We start from the raw sequence: 19,555 nt of genomic DNA on the forward strand, positions 1-19,555 counted from the left end.
GAAACGCCCGGTTACATTCCGAACCCGGAAGCTAAGCCTCACAGCGCCGATGGTACTGCAGGGGGGACCCTGTGGGAGAGTAGGACGCCGCCGAACTAAACGTAGAAGAGCTGGTCCCCGAACTTCGGTTCGGGGACCAGCTCTTTTTTGTTGCCCGTCACGCGCTGTTCACGTTGTGCGACAACCATCCCCAGACATGGGGACACATGCAATGCTGCGGGCCGCCGGAGTCGGAAGCGGTGACGAGGTCATCGTGCCCGCGTACGGAAACGCCGAAGTCGCCGAGGCCGTCGTGCTCGCCGGCGCCATGCCCGTGTTCGCGGACATAGACCCGCTGACGTACTGCCTCGACCCCGTGGCGGTCGACGCCGTCACCACACCCCGCACCGCCGCCGTGATCGCCGTACACCGCTTCGGGAACCAGGCCGACACCGCAGGCCTTCGAACCCTCGGACGGCGCAACGGATTCCTCGTCCTTGAACACCGGGAACCCGAGACGCCGCAGGACGGAAGCGCCCAGCGCCGGGCCTACGCCACCTACCTCAACGGACGGCTGACCGGCGTCATAACACCGGCCGAGAACGCCCCCCACAGCGACCAGTACGTCGTCCGGGTGCCCGGCAACGGCCGACCCGACCGGGACGCCTTCGCACGAGCCGTACGCGCACGCGGAGTCGACTGCCACGTACCCGTGAAGACCCCGCTGCACCGCACACCGAAGTACTGGCGGGACGTGGAACTGCCCGAAACCGAGCGGGCCGCCGACGAAACACTCGCGCTGCCCGTCGACGCCTCGCTGACACGGCGTGAACTCCAGCGGATCGTCTCCGCCTGCAACGCCCTCGGAGGACTCCTCCAGGCCGCCTTCTGAATAAGGCGGTTCGGGGCCCTCCCACGATCGGGTATGATTTCTTTCGTTGCCGCGGGGAAAACTCGCACAGCGCAACTGGCCCCTATAGCTCAGTCGGTAGAGCGTCTCCATGGTAAGGAGAAGGTCAGCGGTTCGATTCCGCTTGGGGGCTCCAGAGACAACGAAGAGGGCCACCGTCCGCGACGGTGGCCCTCTTTGCTGTGTCCCGCGGGTCGCCCGCGCCCGTTCGCCCGTTCGCCCGTTCTCAGTCGTCCAGACCGGGAACGCGCATCGCGAGAATCGCCATGTCGTCCGACGGAGCGTCCGTCGCGAACCGCTCCACCGCGCGCATGATGCGCGCCGCCACCGCCCCCGCCGTGAGGCCCGTGCAGGTCGTGAGGACATCGGCGAGACCGTCGTCGCCCAGCATGCGCGTGCCCTCACGGCGTTCCGTGACGCCGTCGGTGACGCACAGCAGGACATCACCCGGGTCAAGGGTCACCGTCTGCTCGTACAGCTCGAGGTCGTCCATGACGCCGAGCAGCGGCTGCGGTTCCGCGTACGGCTCGACCGTGCCGTCCTGGCGCAGACGCAGCGGAAGCGGATGGCCGGCGCAGACGACCTTGAGGACCGCGGAGCCGTCCTCCTGGGGCCACAACTCCCCGTACAGGAGCGTGAGGAAGCGGCTGCGGGCGCCCTCGTCGAGGATCGCCGCGTTCAGGCGTTCCAGGACCGCTGGGCCGCCGAAGCCCTCCCGGGCAAGCAGGCGCAGGGCGTGCCGGGCCAGGCCCGTGACCGCGGCGGCCTCCGGGCCCGTGCCGCAGACGTCCCCGATGGCGAAGCCGTACGCGCCGTCGCGGATCGGGAAGAGGTCGTAGAAGTCGCCGCCGACCTCGTTGCCCTCGCCGGCCGCGCGGTAGATGACCTCGACCTCCACGCCCGGGACCTGCGGCAGCTCCGGCGGCAGGAGACTGCGCTGGAGGGACTGGCTGATCGCCATGCGCTCCGAGTAGAGACGGGCGTTGTCCAGGGCCAGGGCGGCCCTGCGGGACAGGTCCTCGGCCAGCTCCAGGATCTCCTGGCGGAAGTGCTCGTCCGACGGCTTGCCGAGGACCAGCATGCCGATGACGCGGTTCCGGGCGACCAGGGGCAGGACCACCGTCTCACCGCCCACGGCGGAGGCCGTCGCGAGCGTCGTCCCGATGCCCGAGCCGACCGTCATCGGCTCACCGAGGCCGAGGTTCCGCATCGACGTGCGCAGGGCGGTCTGGTGCGCGGCCTCGGACGGCGCCGCCCAGACGCGGGCGCCAGGTGTCGGGACCGGGTCCGGCGGGTCGACCTTCGTGAGAAGCGCCTTCACGCCGTCGATGCGGTCCTCGTCCTCGTGCAGAACGTACGACAGATACGGCTCGGAGGCCTGGTCGGCGATGGTGTACACGGCGCACCACGTGGCCAGCGTCGGAACCGTCATCTGGGCCATGAGAGCCAGCGTCTGGTCGCGGTCGAGTGTGCCCGCGAGCAGGTCGGAGGCCTCCACCAGGAAGGAGAGCGAGCCTCTGCGCAGCCGCTCCAGCTCGCCGAGGCGGGCCGACTCGACGGCGAGGGCGATGCGATCGGCGGCGAACTGCAGGCGCAGGGCCTCCTCGTTCGAGTACCGGTCGCGGGCCTCCGCGGCGACACCGAGGGAGCCCGTGAGGCGGCCCTCGACCTTCAGCGGGACGGTGACGACCGAGCGCATGCCGGTTCCGTTGAGCAGCGGGACGGCGCCCGGCACGACCGTGAGGTCCTCGTGGACCGCGGGCATGCGGGCGGAGCCGTACCGGCCGGGACCCGCCTCTACGGGGACGCGGGCGAAGCGCTGGCGGGCCGAGGGCAGGCCCGTGGAGGCGCGGACCTCCAGCTCCGTCTCGTCGTCCGTGGCGAGCAGCAGGAAGGCCGCGTCGCCGTCCAGCATGTCGCGTGCCCGCTCGACCGTGCGCTGGAGGAGTCCGTCCAGGTCGTCGGGCGCGGGGGAACCGATGAAGATTTCGAAGGGGTCCGCGGTGTGCGGCTCGCTGAGCGTGCCCGGCTCGGGGGACGGGCCGCGCAGCGGGGTCTGCAGGACGGCGCGCTCGTCGTCCCGTACGAGAAGGCAGACCGTGGACGGCTCGCCGTCGGTGTCGCGGACGCGCAGGTGCGAGGCGTAGACCGGGATGACGCGGCCGCCGGAGTCGCGGATGCCGTAGCTGCCCTCCCAGCGGGAGAGGCGCAGGGCGTCGGCGATGCCGGTGCTGGTGCCGGGGGTGTGCGGCCAGGCGGCGAAGTCCGTGAGGGGCTTGCCGGTGACCTGCTCGGCGACGTACCCGAACAGTTCCTCCGCGTCCTCGTTCCACGCGGAGATGGCGCCCGTGCGGTCGATCTGGACGACGGCGACGCGGACGCGGCCGTCGGTGACGGGCAGCAGGTCGAGGGGGAGCTGGGGTCCCGCGGTGCGGGTGCCCACCGGGCGGTCGGGCAGGTCGATTTGGAACCAGACCTGTTTGTTCGTGGAGGTGTAGTCGACGCCCCAGCGGGTGGCGAGCGCGGCGCAGAGCTGGAGGCCGCGGCCGCCCTCGCGGTCCGGGCTGCCCATGGTCGCGGGCGAGTTCTGCAGCGGGATCTCCCGCTCGGGGTAGTGGTCCGAGACCTCGATGCGGACGGCGTCTTCTGTACGAAGACACAGGACATCGGCGGCCGTGCCCGCGTGCACGACCGCGTTGGTGACGAGTTCGCTGGTCAGAACGACCGCGTCGTCGACGACGTCCGTGAAACCCCAGCCCTGGAGGGTGTCGCGGACGAACGAGCGTGCCGTCGCGACGGAACGCCCGACGGGTTCGAAAGTCGCAGCCGCGCGCGCGGTGATCACAGAGCTCCTCGTCCTCAGTCCCCCGGGAATCTGCAGTCCCATGGTGCGGCCGCCCCTCAGATGCCCGCTGTTATGTGTGCCACCGCCCTGGCCGGGCAGGACCGGGGTGGTTGGACAGCCGGATGCCAGGTTACTTACCTTCGCCGTCCATGCTGATGCCGGTCGCCAGTGTTTCCGCCCGGAGGGTGTGCGGACGGTGTGCGAAGCTGCCGAACTGTTATGGCCTGGTTCGGCCATGGTGAAACACTGGGGAAGCTGCCGAACGGAACCCAGCAGTACGGTCGACCCTTGCGGGAGGGACACAGTGGAGTCTGGCGCTGCGACGCGGGCTGCTAAGACGCGCGCGAAAGACGGACCGTCCCCGGGCAGTCAGCGCAAACCGCGGCACGGGACGACCGCCACAGTGGACGCGGCGGCCCTCAACAGGCTGCTCGCGGCCCTGGTGGCGATGCGGGACGGAAACTTCCGCAAGCGCCTGACGGTGTCCGGCGACGACGTGATGTCGGAGATCGCGGCCGTCTTCAACGAGGTCGCCGACCGCAATCTCCACCTCACCGGTGAGCTGTCGCGGGTGCGGCGCACGGTCGGACGTGAGGGAAAGCTCACAGAGCGGTTGCAGGGCGGGGCCATGGAGGGCTCCTGGGCGTCCGCGATCGAGGCGTCCAACGCGCTCGTCGAGGATCTTGTGCGGCCGGTCTCCGAGGTCGGCCGTGTCCTTTCCGCGGTCGCGGAGGGCGATCTGGAGCAGCGCATGGAGCTGCGCGCGCAGGTGGACGAGGGCAACGGCCATCCGCTGCGCGGCGAGTTCCTGAAGGTCGGGCGTACGGTCAACAACCTCGTCGACCAGTTGTCGACGTTCACCGACGAGGTCACGCGGGTGGCCAGCGAGGTCGGCACGGAGGGCAAGCTGGGCGGGCAGGCCCGGTTGCGCGGTATGTCCGGTTCGTGGAAGGACCTCACGGACTCGGTCAACACCATGGCGTACCGGCTGACGGCGCAGGTGCGCGACATCGCCCTGGTGACGACGGCGGTGGCCAAGGGCGATCTGTCGCGCAAGGTCACCGTGCATGTCGCCGGTGAGATGCTGGAGCTGAAGAACACCGTCAACACGATGGTGGACCAGCTCTCCTCGTTCTCCTCCGAGGTCACCCGCGTCGCGCGGGAGGTCGGAACGGAGGGTGAGCTCGGTGGGCAGGCGCAGGTGCCGGGCGTCGCGGGGGTGTGGAAGGACCTCACCGACTCGGTGAACCTGATGGCGGGCAACCTGACGGCGCAGGTGCGGGGCATCGCGCAGGTGACGACGGCCGTCGCGAACGGTGACCTGTCGCAGAAGGTGCGGGTGAGCGCGCGCGGCGAGGTGGCGCAGCTCGCCGAGACCATCAACCAGATGACGGAGACGCTGCGGACGTTCGCGGACGAGGTCACGCGCGTCGCCAACGAGGTCGGTGCCGAGGGGCAGCTCGGCGGGCAGGCGAACGTGCCGGGCGCGGCGGGCACGTGGAAGGACCTCACCGACTCCGTCAACACGGTCTTCAGGAACCTGACCACGCAGGTGCGGGACATCGCGCAGGTGACGACGGCGGTGGCGAACGGCGATCTGTCGCAGAAGGTCACCGTCGATGTCGCGGGCGAGATGCTCGAGTTGAAGAACACCGTCAACACGATGGTGGACCAACTGTCGGCATTCGGCGCCGAAGTGACGCGCGTCGCGCGGGAGGTCGGCGTCGAGGGCGAGCTCGGCGGGCAGGCGCAGGTGCCGGGCGCGGCGGGCACCTGGAAGGACCTCACCGACTCGGTGAACACCGCATTCCGTAACCTCACCGGGCAGGTGCGCAACATCGCGCAGGTGACGACGGCGGTGGCGAACGGCGACCTCTCCCAGAAGGTCACGGTCGACGTCTCCGGAGAGATGCTTCAACTGAAGAACACCGTGAATACCATGGTGGACCAGCTCTCGTCGTTCGCCGACCAGGTCACGCGGATGGCGCGGGACGTGGGCACGGAGGGACGGCTCGGCGGTCAGGCGCGGGTGGACGGCGTCAGCGGTACGTGGAAGGAACTGACCGACTCCGTCAACTTCATGGCGGGCAACCTCACTTCGCAGGTCCGTCAGATCGCGCAGGTGACGACGGCGGTGGCGCGTGGTGACCTGTCGCAGAAGATCGACGTGGACGCGCGCGGGGAGATCCTGGAGCTGAAGAACACCATCAACACGATGGTCGACCAGCTCTCCGCGTTCGCCGACCAGGTGACGCGAGTGGCGCGTGAAGTGGGCACGGAAGGGCGGCTCGGCGGGCAGGCGCAGGTGCCCGGTGTCGCCGGGGTGTGGCGTGACCTCACCGACTCGGTGAACGGCATGGCCGGGAACCTCACGGCTCAGGTGCGCAACATCGCGCAGGTCGCGACGGCGGTGGCGCGCGGTGACCTGTCGCAGAAGATCGACGTGGACGCCCGGGGCGAGATCCTGGAGCTGAAGAACACCCTCAACACCATGGTGGACCAGCTCTCCGCGTTCGCCGAGCAGGTGACACGGGTGTCCCGCGAGGTGGGTACGGACGGCATCCTGGGCGGTCAGGCCGAGGTGCAGGGCGTGTCGGGTACGTGGAAGGACCTGACGCAGTCCGTGAACGGCATGGCGAACAACCTCACCCTTCAGGTGCGGAACATCGCCGAGGTCACCACGGCCGTCGCCATGGGTGACCTGTCCAAGAAGATCACCGTGGACGCGAAGGGCGAGATCCTCGAACTCGTCACGACCGTGAACACGATGGTGGACCAGTTGTCGTCGTTCGCGGAGCAGGTCACGCGGGTGGCCCGTGAGGTGGGCACGGAGGGCAAGCTGGGTGGCCAGGCGCGCGTGGTCGGCGTCACGGGCATCTGGAAGGACCTCAGCGACAACGTCAACCTGATGGCCAACAACCTGACCATGCAGGTGCGGAACATCTCGCAGGTCGCCGCCGCCGTCGCCAACGGCGATCTGACCAAGACGGTGACGATCGAGGCGCGCGGTGAGGTCGCGCAGCTCGCGGACACCTTCAACACCATGGTGAAGACGCTGAGTTCGTTCGCCGACCAGGTCACCAAGGTGGCCCGTGAGGTGGGTACGGACGGCATCCTCGGCGGGCAGGCCCGCGTCCCGGGAGTCTCGGGTACGTGGAAGGACCTCACCGAGTCCGTGAACGGGATGGCGTCCAATCTGACCGGACAGGTCCGCAACATCGCGATGGTCACCACGGCCATCGCCAAGGGCGACCTGACCAAGAAGATCGACATCGATGCGCGCGGGGAGATCCTGGAGCTCAAGACCACCATCAACACGATGGTGGACCAGTTGTCGTCGTTCGCCGAGCAGGTCACCCGGGTCGCCCGTGAGGTGGGGACCGAGGGGCAGCTCGGCGGTCAGGCGCGGGTGCGGGACGTCGACGGCACCTGGCGCGACCTGACCGAGTCGGTGAACGAGATGGCCGGGAACCTGACCCGGCAGGTGCGGGCCATCGCGGCCGTCGCCACGGCGGTGACCCGCGGCGATCTGAACCTGAAGATCGACGTGGACGCCGCGGGGGAGATCCAGGTCCTTCAGGACAACATCAACACGATGATCGCGAACCTGCGCGACACCACTCTCGCCAACAAGGAGCAGGACTGGCTGAAGGGCAACCTCGCGCGCATCTCGGGCCTCATGCAGGGCCGCCGCGACTTGGAGGACGTCGCCTCGCTGATCATGAGCGAGCTGACGCCGGTGGTCTCGGCGCAGCACGGCGCGTTCTTCCTCGCGATGCCCCTGGACGACGCGAAGGACCTCGACGGCGACGGTGACGAGGACGCGTACGAGCTGCGCATGCAGGGCAGCTACGGCTACTCGATGGGGTCGATGCCGACGTCGTTCCTGCCCGGTGAGACGCTGATCGGCACGGCCGCCAAGGAGCGGCGCACCATCCTCGTGGAGAACGCGCCGTCCGGCTATCTGCGGATCGCCTCCGGGCTCGGTGAGGCGCCTCCTGCGCAGGTCATCGTGTTGCCGGTGCTCTTCGAGGGCAAGGTGCTCGGCGTCATCGAGCTGGCGTCGTTCCAGCCGTTCACGCAGATCCAGAAGGACTTCCTCAGCCAGATCGCCGAGATGATCGCGACGAGCGTCAACACGATCAGCGTCAACACCAAGACGGAGATCCTGCTGAAGCAGTCGCAGGAACTCACCGAGCAACTGCGCGAGCGCTCCGCGGAGTTGGAGAACCGGCAGAAGGCGCTGCAGGAGTCCAACGCCGAACTGGAGGACAAGGCCGCGCTGCTCGCGCAGCAGAACCGCGACATCGAGGTCAAGAACACCGAGATCGAAGAGGCCAGGCAGGTCCTGGAGGAGCGCGCCGAACAGCTCGCGGTCTCCATGCGTTACAAGTCCGAGTTCCTCGCGAACATGTCGCACGAGTTGCGTACGCCGCTCAACTCGCTGCTCATCCTCGCCAAGTTGCTGGCCGACAACGCCGAGGCGAACCTCACGCCCAAGCAGGTGGAGTTCGCCGAGACCATCCACGGCGCGGGCTCGGACCTGCTCCAGCTCATCAACGACATCCTCGACCTGTCCAAGGTCGAGGCCGGCAAGATGGACGTCAGCCCGACCCGTATCGCGCTCGTCCAACTCGTCGACTACGTAGAGGCCACTTTCCGTCCGCTGACCGCGGAGAAGGGGCTCGATTTCTCCGTACGTGTGTCACCGGAGCTGCCCGCCACGCTGCACACGGACGAACAGCGCCTCCTTCAGGTGCTGCGCAATCTGCTGGCCAACGCGGTGAAGTTCACCGACTCCGGAGCGGTGGAGCTCGTCATCCGGCTCGCCGGCAACGATGTGCCCAACGCCATCAGGGAGCAGCTTCTCGAGGCCGGTTCGCTGCGGGACGCGGATGCCGACCTGATCGCGTTCTCCGTGGCCGACACCGGCATCGGCATCGCGGCGAGCAAGATGCGGGTGATCTTCGAGGCCTTCAAGCAGGCCGACGGCACGACGAGCCGCAAGTACGGCGGTACGGGCCTCGGCCTGTCGATCAGCCGGGAGATCGCGCGGCTGCTCGGCGGTGAGATCCACGCGGCGAGCGAACCGGGGCGCGGCTCCACCTTCACGCTGTATTTGCCGCTGCACCCCAGCGAACTGCCGCCGCAGGGCTACACCCAGTTGCCGCCGCCTCCCGCGACGCCCGAACTGCCCGCCCTGGAGTCCCGGGAACTCCTCCACCCCAGGGAGGCCGGGGAGGAGGCCGGTTCTCAGGGGTCCCAGGGGTCCCAGGAGTCCCTGCGGAACGGCGGGCGGCCCGCGCCCGCGCCGTCGCCCGCCACGCCGCCGGGGGCCGCCCCCGGCCCCGCCGCGCTGTTCCGGCGCCGCCGCAGGGCCGCGCCGCCCGCCGCGGAGCCCACTCCGCCGCTGCCGGGGCAGCCCGCCGCGGCGGCGGGCGCGGGAACGCCGGAGCAGTGGCCCGAAGGGCAGGGGCAGGAGACGCCGGCGGCGCGGGTGAGGTTCCAGTTCGGCGGTGAGAAGGTGCTCATCGTCGACGACGACATCCGCAATGTCTTCGCGCTCACCAGCGTCCTGGAGCAGCACGGCCTTTCCGTGCTGTACGCGGAGAACGGCCGGGAGGGCATCGAAGTCCTGGAGCAGCACGACGACGTGACCCTCGTCCTGATGGACATCATGATGCCGGAGATGGACGGGTACGCGACGACGACGGCGATCCGCAGGATGCCGCAGTTCGCCGGACTGCCGATCATCGCGCTCACGGCGAAGGCCATGAAGGGCGACCGGGAGAAGGCGATCGACTCCGGGGCGTCGGACTACGTGACCAAGCCGGTCGACCCCGATCACCTGTTGTCGGTCATGGAACAGTGGATGCACACGGAGTGACGGAGCGGTTCGCGGACGGCGGGGGGACGCCGCGTCGCTACACGCAGTTGCTGACAGAGTGTTGCCGACGTCGTGTAGAACCACGGTATTCGGGGAACCTTCTGGTCCGCCGCTGCGTTTCTGCTACGTGCACAGTGACATCGCGGTGACAGGGTGTGGCGACAGGCGGGGTGCGGCTACGATGACCGGCACAAGGACGGACGGCGCAAGGGAGTCGTCCTCTGGGGCGGCGCCCGGTGTACCGCCGGGGCGAGGAGGGCGGGCCATGGTGCAGAAGGCCAAGATCCTCCTGGTCGATGACCGGCCGGAGAATCTGCTGGCGCTGGAGGCCATCCTCTCTGCGCTCGATCAGACGCTGGTACGGGCATCGTCCGGGGAGGAAGCGCTCAAAGCACTGCTGACGGACGACTTCGCAGTCATTCTGCTGGACGTCCAGATGCCGGGCATGGACGGATTCGAGACCGCGGCGCACATCAAGCGGCGGGAACGGACCCGGGACATCCCGATCATCTTCCTCACCGCCATCAACCACGGCCCACACCACACCTTCCGCGGGTACGCGGCGGGCGCCGTGGACTACATCTCCAAGCCCTTCGACCCGTGGGTGCTGCGCGCGAAGGTCTCGGTGTTCGTCGAGCTGTACATGAAGAACTGCCAACTGCGCGAGCAGGCCGCGCTGCTGCGCCTCCAGCTCGAGGGCGGCGCCAAGGCCGCGGCCGCGGAGACCAAGGAGCCGGCCGGTCTCCTCGCCGAGCTGTCCGCGCGCCTCGCCGCGGTCGAGGAACAGGCGGAGGCGCTCTCCAAGCAGCTCGACGACGACTCCGCCGACGCGGCGGCCGTCGCCACGGCAGCTCATCTCGAACGCAAACTCACCGGCCTGCGCAGGGCTCTTGACGCCCTGGAGCCGGGCACGGGCAGCGGTGCCGCCTCCGTGCCTTCGCAGAACTGACGCGAGCAGGCGGCTCCCGGCCCGCTCGCGGCGGAAAGCGAAGGTTTCGGGGGCTGCGGTGCGTCTGGGAGCGGAATTCTTGGGGCCGCGTTGTGCCCGGAGGCGGGCGCTTCGGGGTGCGTCACGTCCAGCGACGGAAATCCCCCCGGGGGCCTTTCCCGGAGGCGGGAGTCCTGGGGCGCCTCGTGCTCGGAAGCAGGTGTCCGGCGAGCGCGTTGCGCTCGGAAGCGGAGGCTCCGGTGGGACGTACGGCGCCCGGAAGCGGAAGTTCCGTACGCCCGCGGCGCCCAGCGAAGCACTGGTTCCGTGCGCTTGAGGTGCCGTGCGCGAGCACCGGTCCCGTACGCCCGCGTGCCGCGCGCAAGCCCCGGCTTCGTACGCCCACTGTGAGCACCCGTCAGTTCGCGTCCTCGGTAAGGGCGACACGGATGGGTGAAGCAGTAGGCACACGTGTCCACCGTCGTCTCCCCCGGTAACCTCACACCCATGGCCTCACGTCAGCCCGCAGCCAAGAAGCCGCCCGCGAAGAAGGCGGCCGCGCCGACCAAGGCTCCGGCGAAGAAGGCCGTTGCCAAGAAGGCGCCCGCGAAGAAGCCCGCGGCGAAGAAGGCGCAGGTTCCGAAGCCGGCGCCGAACCCCACCAACGGTCTGTACCGCGTGGTGCGCGCCATATGGCTCGGTATCGCGCACGCCGTGGGCGCGATGTTCCGAGGTGTGGGACGCGGCGCCAGGAGCCTGGACCCGGCGCACCGCAAGGACGGCCTCGCGCTGCTGCTGCTGGGCCTCGCCCTCATCGTGGCCGCGGGCACCTGGTCCAATCTGCGCGGACCGGTGGGCGACCTGGTCGAGATGCTGGTGACCGGAGCCTTCGGGCGGCTCGACCTGCTCGTGCCGATACTGGTCGCCGTCATGGCCGTGCGGTTCATCCGGCACCCGGAGCAGGTCGACGCGAACGGCCGCATCGTGATCGGTCTGTCCGCGCTCGTCGTGGGCGTGCTCGGGCAGGTGCACATCGCGTGCGGATCGCCCGCGCGCGCGGATGGCATGCAGGCGATAAGGGACGCGGGCGGGCTCATCGGCTGGGGCGCCGCCACACCGCTGAACAAGGCCATGGGCGAGGTCCTCGCCGTGCCGATGCTGGTCCTCCTGACGGTCTTCGGCCTGCTCGTGGTCACGGCCACCCCGGTCAACGCCATCCCGCAGCGGCTGCGGCAGCTCGGGGTGCGGCTCGGCATCGTCGAGGACCGGGCCGCCTTCCAGGAGGCGGGTGCGTACGGGGAGAGCGACGCGTACACCGAGTACGGCGACGACGAGGAGCGGTACGAGGAACAGTGGCGGGAGGCGCTGCCCGCCCGCGCACGCCGGCGCAGAACGCCCGCAGACGGCCCGCAGGGGCCCTCGCCCGACGAGGCCGAGGAAGCGGCACTGACGAAGCGGCGCAGGCCGCGTCGCGGCTCAGGAAAGGCCGGGACGGACCGCTCCCGGGACGCGGTGGACGTCGCCGCCGCCGCGGCCGCGGCGCTCGACGGCGCCGTCCTGCACGGCATGCCGCCCTCGGCCCTGGTCGCCGACCTCACCCAGGGCGTCTCCGGGGACCGCGACGAGGCGGAGCAGTCCGCGCCCGTGCCCTCCGCCCGCGCGACCGAAGCTCCGGTGGCCGGGCGCAAGACGCCGTCACAGGCCCCGGTGGCAGGCCGCAGGAACCCGCCTCAGGAGCCCGCGAGCGGTGCCGTCCCGGACCTGACGAAGGCCGCCCCCGAAACGCCACGCGACCTGCCCCCGCGCGCGGAGCAACTGCAGCTCTCCGGAGACATCACCTACTCGCTGCCCTCGCTCGACCTCCTGGAGCGCGGCGGCCCCGGCAAGGCCCGCAGCGCCGCGAACGACGCGGTCGTCGAATCCCTGACGAACGTCTTCACGGAGTTCAAGGTCGACGCGCGGGTCACCGGCTTCACGCGCGGCCCGACGGTCACGCGCTACGAGATCGAGCTGGGCCCCGCGGTGAAGGTCGAGAAGATCACGGCCCTGGCCAAGAACATCGCGTACGCCGTCGCGTCCCCGGACGTGCGGATCATCTCGCCGATCCCCGGCAAGTCCGCGGTCGGCATCGAGATCCCGAACACCGACCGCGAGATGGTCAAGGTCGGCGACGTGCTGCGGCTCGCGGACGCCGCCGAGGACGAGCACCCGATGCTGGTCGCGCTCGGCAAGGACGTCGAGGGCGGCTACGTCATGGCCAACATGGCCAAGATGCCGCACATCCTCGTCGCCGGAGCCACCGGTTCCGGTAAGTCGTCGTGCATCAACTGTCTGATCACCTCGATCATGGTGCGGGCCACCCCCGAGGACGTCCGCATGGTCCTCGTCGACCCCAAGCGCGTCGAACTCACCGCCTACGAAGGCATCCCGCACCTGATCACGCCGATCATCACCAACCCCAAGCGGGCGGCCGAGGCCCTGCAGTGGGTCGTACGCGAGATGGATCTGCGCTACGACGACCTGGCCGCGTTCGGTTACCGCCACATCGACGACTTCAACCAGGCCGTGCGCGAGGGCAAGCTCAAGACGCCCGAGGGCAGCGAGCGAGAGCTGAAGGCGTACCCGTACCTCCTGGTCATCGTCGACGAGCTCGCCGACCTGATGATGGTCGCGCCGCGCGACGTCGAGGACTCGATCGTGCGCATCACCCAGCTCGCGCGCGCCGCCGGCATCCACCTGGTGCTCGCCACCCAGCGGCCGTCCGTGGACGTCGTCACCGGCCTCATCAAGGCAAACGTTCCCTCCAGGCTCGCGTTCGCGACCTCCTCGCTCGCCGACAGCCGCGTCATCCTCGACCAGCCGGGCGCCGAGAAGCTGATTGGCAAGGGCGACGGCCTTTTCCTGCCGATGGGCGCCAACAAGCCGACCCGTATGCAGGGCGCCTTCGTCACCGAGGACGAGATCCACGCGGTCGTGCAGCACTGCAAGGACCAGATGGCGCCGGTCTTCCGGGACGACGTCACCGTCGGCACCAAGCAGAAGAAGGAGATCGACGAGGACATCGGCGACGATCTGGACCTGCTGTGCCAGGCCGCCGAGCTGGTCGTCTCCACCCAGTTCGGGTCCACCTCGATGCTCCAGCGCAAGCTGCGCGTCGGCTTCGCCAAGGCAGGACGCCTCATGGACCTCATGGAGTCGCGCAACATCGTCGGGCCGAGCGAGGGCTCGAAGGCACGTGACGTTCTTGTGAAACCCGATGAGCTGGATGGAGTGCTCGCGGTGATCCGCGGGGAGGCTTCTTGACGAGCGGTTCACCCGTACGCAACCGATTCACTCGTACGAGGAGCAGCCCACCCGTTCGAGAATGAAAGCAACCGTTTCTCTTCGGCTCACGTCAAGTTGAGGGGAACAACAGCACCATGCCCCACCATCAGGATGTCCGGCCATTCTGATGGCGTACAAAGTCCGTCCGCCCGGTTGCCCCACCCTTTCTCGGCCCCCCTAGACTGAATGTCCGGCAGGTGGCTACACGCTCGAAAGGCGCACCCGTGTCCATCGGCAACTCTCCTGAAGACGACCACCCTTCAGACGACCGCCTCGCAGCGGACAGCCCCGCGGCCGAACATCCCGCGGAGGAACATCCCGCCGAGGACCGCATCCCGATCGGGCGTGTGCTGCAGCAGGCCCGTGTCGACGCGGGCCTGACCGTCGACGAGATCAGTACGTCCACCCGGGTGCGCATCCCGATCGTGCACGCGATCGAACAGGACGACTTCTCCCGCTGCGGCGGCGACGTGTACGCGCGCGGGCACATCCGTACGCTGGCGCGCGCCGTCGGCGTCGACCCTGCGCCGCTCATCGCCCAGTACGACGAGGGGCACGGCGGCAGGCCGCCCGCACCGACACCGGCCGCGCCGCTGTTCGAAGCCGAGCGGATCCGCTCCGACCCCCGCAGGCCGAACTGGACCGCGGCCATGGTCGCCGCGATCGTCGCCGTGATCGCCTTCGTCGGGTACACCGCTTTCAGCGGCGACGACGACAGCGACGCGGGCCAGCAGGTCGCCGAGGGCACGCCCGCCAGCAAGCCCGCCGCCCCCAAGCCCAGCGGCACCAAGCCCGCCGACCCCAAGCCCGACCCCTCGGACAGCGCGATCGCCGGCGTCCCGCGGGACAAGGTGACCGTCAAGGTCGACGCCACCGACGGCCGTAGCTGGATCTCGGTGAAGGACCACAACGGCCGCCTGCTCTTCGACGGCCTGCTCGAGCAGGGCCAGACCAAGACCTTCCAGGACAAGGACAAGATCGACCTGGTGCTCGGTGACGCCGGTGCGATCAAGCTGTTCGTGAACGGCAAGCCCGTCGACAACGAATTCGAACCGGGCCAGGTCGAGCGCCTCACGTACACGAAGGGTGACCCGGAAGTCGGCTGACGCGCCCCCGCTCCGAGCGCCCGTCGCGGGCACCCAGAACCCTGGCGGCGGGCGCCGACGCATGGACGAAGTAGTCTTGATTCCATGCCCGAACGCCGCACCGTCGCCCTTGTCACGCTTGGCTGCGCCCGTAACGAGGTGGACTCGGAGGAGCTGGCAGGCCGCTTGGAGGCGGACGGCTGGGACCTCGTGGAGGACGCCGAGAGCGCGGACGTAGCCGTCGTCAACACCTGTGGCTTCGTCGAAGCCGCCAAGAAGGACTCCGTAGACGCCCTGCTCGAGGCCAATGACCTCAAGGGTCGCGGCCGCACCCAGGCCGTCGTGGCCGTCGGCTGCATGGCCGAGCGCTACGGCAAGGATCTCGCCGAAGCGCTCCCCGAAGCCGACGGAGTCCTCGGTTTCGACGACTACGCCGACATCTCCGACCGCCTCCAGACCATCCTCAACGGCGGCATCCACGCCTCGCACACCCCGCGCGACCGCCGCAAGCTGCTCCCCATCAGCCCCGCCGAGCGCCAGGACGCGGGCTCTGACGTCGCCCTGCCGGGACACGCGCCCGTCGACCTGCCCGACGGCGTCGCGCCCGCCTCCGGGCCGCGTGCGCCGCTGCGCCGCCGTCTCGGCAGCAACCCCGTGGCCTCGGTGAAGCTCGCCTCCGGATGCGACCGCAGGTGCTCCTTCTGCGCCATCCCGTCCTTCCGCGGCTCGTTCATCTCGCGCCGCCCCTCGGACGTGCTCGGCGAGACGCGCTGGCTCGCCGAGCAGGGCGTGAAGGAGGTCATGCTGGTCTCCGAGAACAACACGTCGTACGGCAAGGACCTCGGTGACATCCGTCTCCTGGAGACGCTGCTGCCCGAGCTGGCCGCCGTCGACGGCATCGAGCGCGTCCGGGTCAGCTACCTGCAGCCCGCGGAGATGCGCCCCGGCCTCATCGACGTCCTCACCTCCACGGAGAAGGTCGCCCCGTACTTCGACCTCTCCTTCCAGCACTCCGCGCCCGGCGTGCTGCGCGCGATGCGCCGCTTCGGAGACACCGACCGCTTCCTGGAGCTCCTGGAGACGATCCGCGAGAAGGCCCCCGAGGCCGGTGTGCGCTCCAACTTCATCGTCGGCTTCCCCGGGGAGACCGAGGACGACGTGACCGAGCTCGAGCGGTTCCTCACGGGCGCGCGGCTCGACGCCATCGGCGTCTTCGGCTACTCCGACGAGGAGGGCACGGAAGCGGCGACGTACGAGCACAAGCTCGACCAGGACGTCGTCGACGAGCGGCTCGCGCGGGTCTCCCGGCTCGCCGAGGAGCTGACCTCGCAGCGTGCCGAGGAGCGCCTCGGTGAGCGCCTCGAAGTCCTGATCGAGTCCGTCGACGAGGAGGACGGCGCCCTCGGCAGGGCCGCGCACCAGGCCCCGGAGACGGACGGCCAGATCCGCTTCGCGGACGCGACGGCCGGTGAGGCCTTGCGCGTCGGCCGTATGGTCGTGGCAAAGGTCGTCGGCACGGAAGGCGTGGATCTGGTGGCGGAGCAGTGCGAGCTCCTGGAAGACGGGGCCGGAGCCGGTCCCGAGGCCCGTCCTGAAGCCCTCGGCACGGGCCGATCGGGCCGATCCCATGGCGTCGGCGAGGGGACGGGCAGATGACCCAGGTCCCGGCATCCGCGGCGGGCGGCTCCGGCGCGCCCGGCGCGAAGCCGGTGCGCGGTGGCAAGCTGGGCGCCGCCGCGGTCGACCAGGCCAGTCTGTGGAACGTCGCCAACCTGCTGACCATGATCCGGCTGCTGCTCGTGCCCGGCTTCGTGATGCTGCTCCTCGCCGACGGCGGCTACGACCCGGCCTGGCGCTCGTTCGCCTGGGCGGCGTTCGCCATCGCCATGATCACCGACCTCTTCGACGGTCATCTCGCCCGCACGTACAACCTGGTCACGGACTTCGGGAAGATCGCCGACCCCATCGCCGACAAAGCGATCATGGGTGCGGCGCTGATCTGTCTGTCCTGGCTCGGCGATCTGCCGTGGTGGGTGACGGGGGTGATCCTCGGGCGTGAGCTCGGGATCACCCTGCTGCGCTTCTGGGTGATCCGCTACGGCGTCATCCCCGCAAGCCGCGGCGGCAAGATGAAGACCCTGGCCCAGGGCACCGCCGTCGGCATGTACGTCCTGGCGCTGACCGGGCCGCTGGCCACGCTGCGCTTCTGGGTGATGGCGGTCGCGGTCGCCCTGACCGTCGTGACCGGCCTTGACTACGTGAAGCAGGCGGTCGTGCTGCGGCGCCTCGGGAGGGCCGCGGAGGCCGTTCCTGGGGCTGTGGAGGATCCTGGGGCCGTGGGGGCCGTACCCGGCGCCGCGGGGGTCGCTCCTGGTGGCGCGGAGGGCGTTCCCGATGCCGGGGCCGAGTCGGAGGGCGGGACACCGACTGCTCGGAGGGCTGCGAAGTGACTGATCCGGAGCGTGACGGAGTGGCTGGTTCGGGGTCTGCTGCTGAGGGCGCCGACGCCGCCGACGCGGCCGACGCGGTCGAGGACGCCCGGGCCGCGGTGGCCGCGCGGGTCGCCGAGGGGGCCCTGCTCGCCAAGTCCGCCGCCGAGGTGCTGCGGGTGCTCGGCGAGCGCGGGGAGACCCTGGCCGCCGCCGAGTCGCTGACCGGAGGCCTCGTCGCCGCCGAGGTGACCGCCGCCCCGGGTGCCTCACAGGCCTTCAAGGGCTCGGTGACCTCGTACGCGACCGAGGTGAAGCGCGACCTCCTCGGTGTCGACGCCGACCTCCTGGCCGAGCGCGGCGCCGTGGACGGCGAGGTCGCGCTGCAGATGGCCATCGGGGTGCGCGAGCTGCTCGGCACGGACTGGGGCGTCGCCACCACCGGCGTCGCCGGGCCGGAGCGGCAGGACGGCCAGCCGGTCGGAACGGTGTTCGTCGCTGTCGCCGGGCCCGCTGCCCGGCCTGCCGAGGGCGGTACAGAGGCTAGTACAGAAAGCAGTACAGAAAGCAGTACAGAAAGCAGTACAGAAAGCAGTACAGAAGGCGGTACAGAAGGCGGTACAGAGGCATTGGAGCGGCCTGAAACTGACGGTTGCCTCGATTCCGCCTCGAGTTCCGTGCTTCGCTCTGAGGGGAAAGTGGCCGCGCTGCGGTTGAACGGAAACCGTACGGAAATCCGTATGGAGAGCGTCCGGAGCGTGCTGGAACTGCTTCTCGACCAGCTCTCCGGCGAACGGACCGGGAATGGGCGGGCACAGGATACGGAACAGAACGGGGGGACTTGATGTTTGCAGCCCTGAGTGAACACGACATCGCTCCCCGCACGGCCGCCGCGCGAGGCGGTACGGTGGGGCGAGAAGGATGCGGCTACGCGGTCCGAGGAGGGAGCCACCGATGATTCTGCTCCGTCGCCTGTTGGGTGACGTGCTGCGTCGGCAGCGCCAGCGCCAGGGCCGTACTCTGCGCGAAGTCTCCTCGTCCGCCCGAGTCTCACTCGGCTATCTCTCCGAGGTGGAGCGGGGGCAGAAGGAGGCTTCCTCCGAGCTGCTTTCCGCGATCTGCGACGCGCTTGACGTACGGATGTCCGAGCTCATGCGGGAAGTGAGCGACGAGCTCTCGCTCGCCGAGCTGGCCGAGTCGGCAGCGGCTACGGAACCGGTGCGCGCACCGGTACGTCCGATGCTCAACGCCGTCTCGGTGACCGGTGTGCCACCGGAACGGGTGACCATCAAGGCGCCCGCGGAGGCGGTCGGCGTCGTCGCCGCCTGACGCTCGCGTCGCCCCCACGCACATGTACGTGCACAGACAGCCCCGGCCGGGTGATCGGTCGGGGTTCTTGTCGTGTGCGGGGTTTTCGTTTTGTGCGGGGTGTTCGGCAGGGCGGGGCTCGGCAGTGGGGTGATTTTGTTTGTTTTTGCGGCGTGGGTGATGGTCTGTACCGAAGTGGCCGTACTCGTGTGCTTGCGCGATGGTGGTTCGGGACGACTTGTTCTCCATCACTGCCGAGACGCATCACTGCCGAAACGCATCACTGCCGAAGCGCATCACGCCGAGACGCGGAGGAACCATGTACGTCGTGAAGAGCCCCTTGTCCGACGCCGACCTCAAGACGGTGTCCGAGGCGCTGCAGGGGGCGCTCGTGGACCTCGTCGACCTGTCCCTGGTGGCCAAGCAGATCCACTGGAACGTGATCGGCTCCCGCTTCCGCTCCGTGCACCTCCAACTCGACGACGTCGTGGACACCGCCCGGCAGCACTCGGACACCGTGGCGGAGCGGGCCTCGGCCCTCGGCGTCTCGCCCGACGGGCGGGCCGCGACGGTGGCGTCGAGCAGCGGCATCGGCAACGTCTCCGACGGCTGGGTCAAGGACGTCGACGCGGTCGGGACGCTCGTGGACGCGCTGGGCGCGGTGATCACACGGATGCGGGAGCGGGTGAGCGCCACCGGGGAAGCGGATCCGGTCAGCCAGGACATCTTCATCCAGATCACGGCCGACCTGGAGAAACATCACTGGATGTTCCAGGCCGAGAACGGATAGCGGGTCGCGGGTCGTGCTCCGGCGGGCATCGGCCCTGGGCCTCGCCGCGCTGTGGTGGTGGGCCGTGTTC

At 69.6% G+C, this 19,555-nt stretch carries 11 protein-coding genes, 1 tRNA gene and 1 rRNA gene; 12 read left to right on the plus strand and 1 reads right to left on the minus strand.

Annotated elements, in window-relative coordinates:
* From rrf to IG78_RS0114495, 3 genes are all read left to right on the plus strand, one after another.
* Window positions 1–96: ribosomal RNA gene (gene rrf, locus IG78_RS44050) — 5S ribosomal RNA — on the plus strand; the annotation flags it as partial.
* Window positions 97–175: 79 nt separating this feature from the next.
* Window positions 176–871, plus strand: coding sequence for a DegT/DnrJ/EryC1/StrS family aminotransferase (locus IG78_RS0114490; protein ID WP_225882025.1), 696 nt, complete (start codon window positions 176–178; stop codon window positions 869–871).
* A gap of 78 nt (window positions 872–949) precedes the next feature.
* A tRNA-Thr gene (locus IG78_RS0114495) sits at window positions 950–1,025 on the plus strand.
* 90 nt (window positions 1,026–1,115) lie between these two features.
* Here the strand turns inward: IG78_RS0114495 and IG78_RS0114500 are convergent.
* Window positions 1,116–3,734: a SpoIIE family protein phosphatase gene (locus IG78_RS0114500; RefSeq protein ID WP_030563002.1), complete on the minus strand. Its 2,619-nt coding sequence runs from the start codon at window positions 3,732–3,734 to the stop codon at window positions 1,116–1,118.
* Window positions 3,735–4,038: 304 nt separating this feature from the next.
* Here IG78_RS0114500 and IG78_RS0114505 point away from each other — a divergent pair, with 304 nt between their 5' ends.
* The 9 genes from IG78_RS0114505 to IG78_RS0114545 all read left to right on the plus strand — a co-directional run bounded on the left by IG78_RS0114505 (window position 4,039) and on the right by IG78_RS0114545 (window position 19,485).
* The gene (locus IG78_RS0114505) at window positions 4,039–9,621 is read left to right on the plus strand and encodes a HAMP domain-containing protein (protein WP_107054904.1); all 5,583 of its coding nucleotides are present in this window, start codon (window positions 4,039–4,041) and stop codon (window positions 9,619–9,621) included.
* Window positions 9,622–9,886: 265 nt separating this feature from the next.
* A complete protein-coding gene (locus IG78_RS0114510; RefSeq protein WP_030563006.1) occupies window positions 9,887–10,570 on the plus strand; it encodes a response regulator in 684 nt (227 codons plus the stop codon).
* 486 nt (window positions 10,571–11,056) lie between these two features.
* On the plus strand, window positions 11,057–13,852 hold the full coding sequence (locus tag IG78_RS0114515; protein ID WP_030563008.1) for an FtsK/SpoIIIE family DNA translocase: 2,796 nt from the start codon (window positions 11,057–11,059) through the stop codon (window positions 13,850–13,852).
* A 245-nt stretch (window positions 13,853–14,097) separates the two neighbouring features.
* The gene (locus IG78_RS0114520; protein WP_037685331.1) at window positions 14,098–14,979 is read left to right on the plus strand and encodes a helix-turn-helix domain-containing protein; all 882 of its coding nucleotides are present in this window, start codon (window positions 14,098–14,100) and stop codon (window positions 14,977–14,979) included.
* Between the two features lie 84 nt (window positions 14,980–15,063).
* Window positions 15,064–16,614, plus strand: a complete 1,551-nt coding sequence (gene rimO / locus IG78_RS0114525; protein WP_078964972.1) for a 30S ribosomal protein S12 methylthiotransferase RimO — start codon at window positions 15,064–15,066, stop codon at window positions 16,612–16,614.
* Window positions 16,611–17,408, plus strand: coding sequence for a CDP-diacylglycerol--glycerol-3-phosphate 3-phosphatidyltransferase (gene pgsA, locus IG78_RS0114530; RefSeq protein ID WP_051852639.1), 798 nt, complete (start codon window positions 16,611–16,613; stop codon window positions 17,406–17,408). Before rimO ends, pgsA begins: the two co-directional genes overlap by 4 nt.
* Before the next feature lie 125 nt (window positions 17,409–17,533).
* Window positions 17,534–18,232 carry a CinA family protein gene (locus tag IG78_RS0114535; RefSeq protein WP_030563014.1) on the plus strand — a complete coding sequence of 233 codons (699 nt, stop codon included), beginning with the start codon at window positions 17,534–17,536 and terminating at the stop codon, window positions 18,230–18,232.
* Between the two features lie 109 nt (window positions 18,233–18,341).
* Window positions 18,342–18,716: a helix-turn-helix domain-containing protein gene (locus tag IG78_RS0114540; RefSeq protein ID WP_030563016.1), complete on the plus strand. Its 375-nt coding sequence runs from the start codon at window positions 18,342–18,344 to the stop codon at window positions 18,714–18,716.
* A gap of 298 nt (window positions 18,717–19,014) precedes the next feature.
* Complete coding sequence (locus IG78_RS0114545) at window positions 19,015–19,485, plus strand: Dps family protein (protein ID WP_030563018.1); 471 nt, start codon at window positions 19,015–19,017, stop codon at window positions 19,483–19,485.
* The last annotated feature ends 70 nt before the right edge of the window (window positions 19,486–19,555 follow it).

The sequence above is a fragment of the Streptomyces aureocirculatus genome, assembly GCF_000720475.1.
Lineage (GTDB): Bacteria > Actinomycetota > Actinomycetes > Streptomycetales > Streptomycetaceae > Streptomyces > Streptomyces aureocirculatus.